Below are 2,348 nucleotides of genomic sequence, written 5' to 3' on the forward strand. Positions count from 1 at the left end.
TTGCAGTGCCGACCGCGATCGAGCCGAGGAACAGGAACAGCATGATCTGTGCCGACTGGATCGACAGGTCGAAGCGCTCGATCGTGAAGAAAGTGTAGTAGCTGGTGATCGCCGACGTGTAGATGTTCTTGGTGAAGGTCAACAGCATCAGGATCAGCAGAATGAAGGTGGTGCGGCCCGTGCTGTAGGGCATCGCCGCAGAAACGGTGCCACGCGCGACTGCCGCGCGCCTTTGCTGCTCGTACCAGCGGCCGACGCGCCACAGCACGATGATGCCAACCAGGGCGGCCAGCGCGAACCAGGCGACGCTGCCCTGGCCGCGCACCACGACGATGAAGGCGGCGAGCAGCGGACCAATCGCCTGGCCGAAATTGCCTCCCACCTGGAAGAACGACTGCGCCATGCCATAGCGGCCACCGGCGGCCATGCGTGCCACGCGCGATGCCTCCGGGTGGAACACGGCGGAACCGACGCCGATGAGCCCGGCGCCAAGCAGCAGCAGCGGATAGCTGTCGGCGGAAGCCAGCAGCAGCAGCCCGACCAGGCTCGACATCATGCCGAGCGGCAGCGAGTAGGGCATCGGCCGCTTGTCGATCAAAAGGCCGATCAGCGGCTGGAGCAGCGAAGCCGTGACCTGGAAGGTGAAGGTCAGCAGCCCGATCTGCCAGAAATCGAGGCCATAATTGTCCTTCAGCATCGGGTAGATGGCCGACAGCATCGACTGCAGCACGTCGTTCAGCATGTGGCAGAAGCTGACGGCGGCGATGATGGCAAGCGTCGTATTGCCGAGCTGGTTTCGGGCGAGAGGGGCTGTCGCGTCGGTCAAGGCATGCTCCGGGATGACGACGCGGAGCTATAGGGCGGTCCCGGATGGAACGCCACATACAAAGCTGCATGGACGGATGGACCAGCGGAATAGCTCGCCCGTGGATCGCCGACAAAGCCGCTTGCCATCGCTCGCATTCCCCGGAAGATCGCAGGCGTGCAAATCGCGCCGGCCGCGGCCGGCGGAAAGGAAGGCATGCAGGGCTCCGCCGGCGAAGTTTTCCGGACGTTTCTCAAGCTCGGCCTGACGTCGTTCGGCGGACCGATCGCTCATCTCGGCTACTATCGCCAGGAAATCGTCCTGCGCCGGCGCTGGATCGACGAGAAGGGCTATGCCGACATCGTCGCGCTATGCCAGTTCCTGCCGGGCCCGGCATCGAGCCAGGTCGGATTTGCGCTTGGGCTGATGCGCGGCGGCCCGGTGGGCGCCGCAGCTGCCTGGGTCGCGTTCACGCTGCCGTCAGCCATGCTGATGGTTGCCTTTGCCCTCGGTGCCGATGCTTTCGCCGGGCCGATGGGAGCCGGCATCACTCATGGATTGAAGGTGGTGGCGGTGGCGATCGTCGCCCAGGCGGTGTGGGGCATGGCCGTCACGCTTTGCCCCGACCGCACACGGGCCTCGATTGCGCTCGGCGCCGTCCTGATTGTTGTCCTGACGACAAGCGCTTCGCTCGGGCAGGTGGCGGCGATCGCGGCCGGTGGCCTCGCCGGGCTTTGGCTGTGTCGAATCGATGATGAAGCAACGGGTGGGCACGTCGGCTTCGCCGTGTCGCGGGCAACCGGCTTTGTAGCTCTGGCGTTGTTCTTCGCCCTGCTCGCCGGGCTACCGCTGCTCGCCACATTGACGGACTCGCAATCCATTGCGGTCTTCGATGCCTTCTACCGGGCCGGATCGCTGGTGTTCGGCGGAGGCCATGTCGTTCTGCCGCTGCTCAGCGCGGAAGTCGTGCCGCGCGGCTGGCTGAGCCCGGACCAGTTCCTGGCCGGATACGGTGCCGCTCAGGCGGTTCCGGGACCGCTGTTCACGTTCGCAGCCTATCTTGGCGCGCTTGGGCCGGCGCCAGCCGGCGCCGCAATCGCGCTCGTGGCGATCTTCCTGCCCGGCTTCCTGCTTCTGGTCGGCGTCATTCCGTTCTGGGACGCGTTGCGCCGGCGGCCGGGCTTCAGGGCGCTGATGCGTGGAGCCAATGCCGCCGTGGTCGGCATCCTGGGGGCGGCCCTCTACGATCCGGTGTTCACCAGTGCGGTGGTCGGGCCGGGCGAATTCGCCTTGGCGCTGACCTGTTTCGTCATGCTGGCGGCCTGGCGGGCGCCGTCGTGGATCGTGGTGCTGACCGGCGCGACCGGCGGCTTGATGATCGGCGCGCTCTGACGCGCTGCGGGACGTTTCCGCGTCAGTCGAAAAGGCTCGAGACCGATTCCTCGGAAGCCGTGCGCGAGATCGCCTCGCCTATCAGGTCGGCGATGGAGACGACGCGGATGTTGCGGGCCGACAGAACCGCAGGCGTTGGCTGGATCGAATC

At 66.2% G+C, this 2,348-nt stretch carries 2 protein-coding genes; one reads left to right on the forward strand and one right to left on the reverse strand.

What is annotated here, in order from left to right:
- The coding region (locus tag VKZ87_RS11800) for an MFS transporter (protein WP_324221457.1) at positions 1-826 on the reverse strand (826 nt) is incomplete at its 3' end.
- Between the two features lie 195 nt (positions 827-1,021).
- Between VKZ87_RS11800 and chrA the strand changes: the two genes are divergently transcribed.
- Positions 1,022-2,197 carry a chromate efflux transporter gene (chrA, locus tag VKZ87_RS11805; protein ID WP_324221458.1) on the forward strand — a complete coding sequence of 392 codons (1,176 nt, stop codon included), beginning with the start codon at positions 1,022-1,024 and terminating at the stop codon, positions 2,195-2,197.
- Positions 2,198-2,348: the final 151 nt, after the last annotated feature.

The sequence above is a fragment of the Ferrovibrio sp. genome, from assembly GCF_035304305.1.
Taxonomy (GTDB): domain Bacteria; phylum Pseudomonadota; class Alphaproteobacteria; order Ferrovibrionales; family Ferrovibrionaceae; genus Ferrovibrio.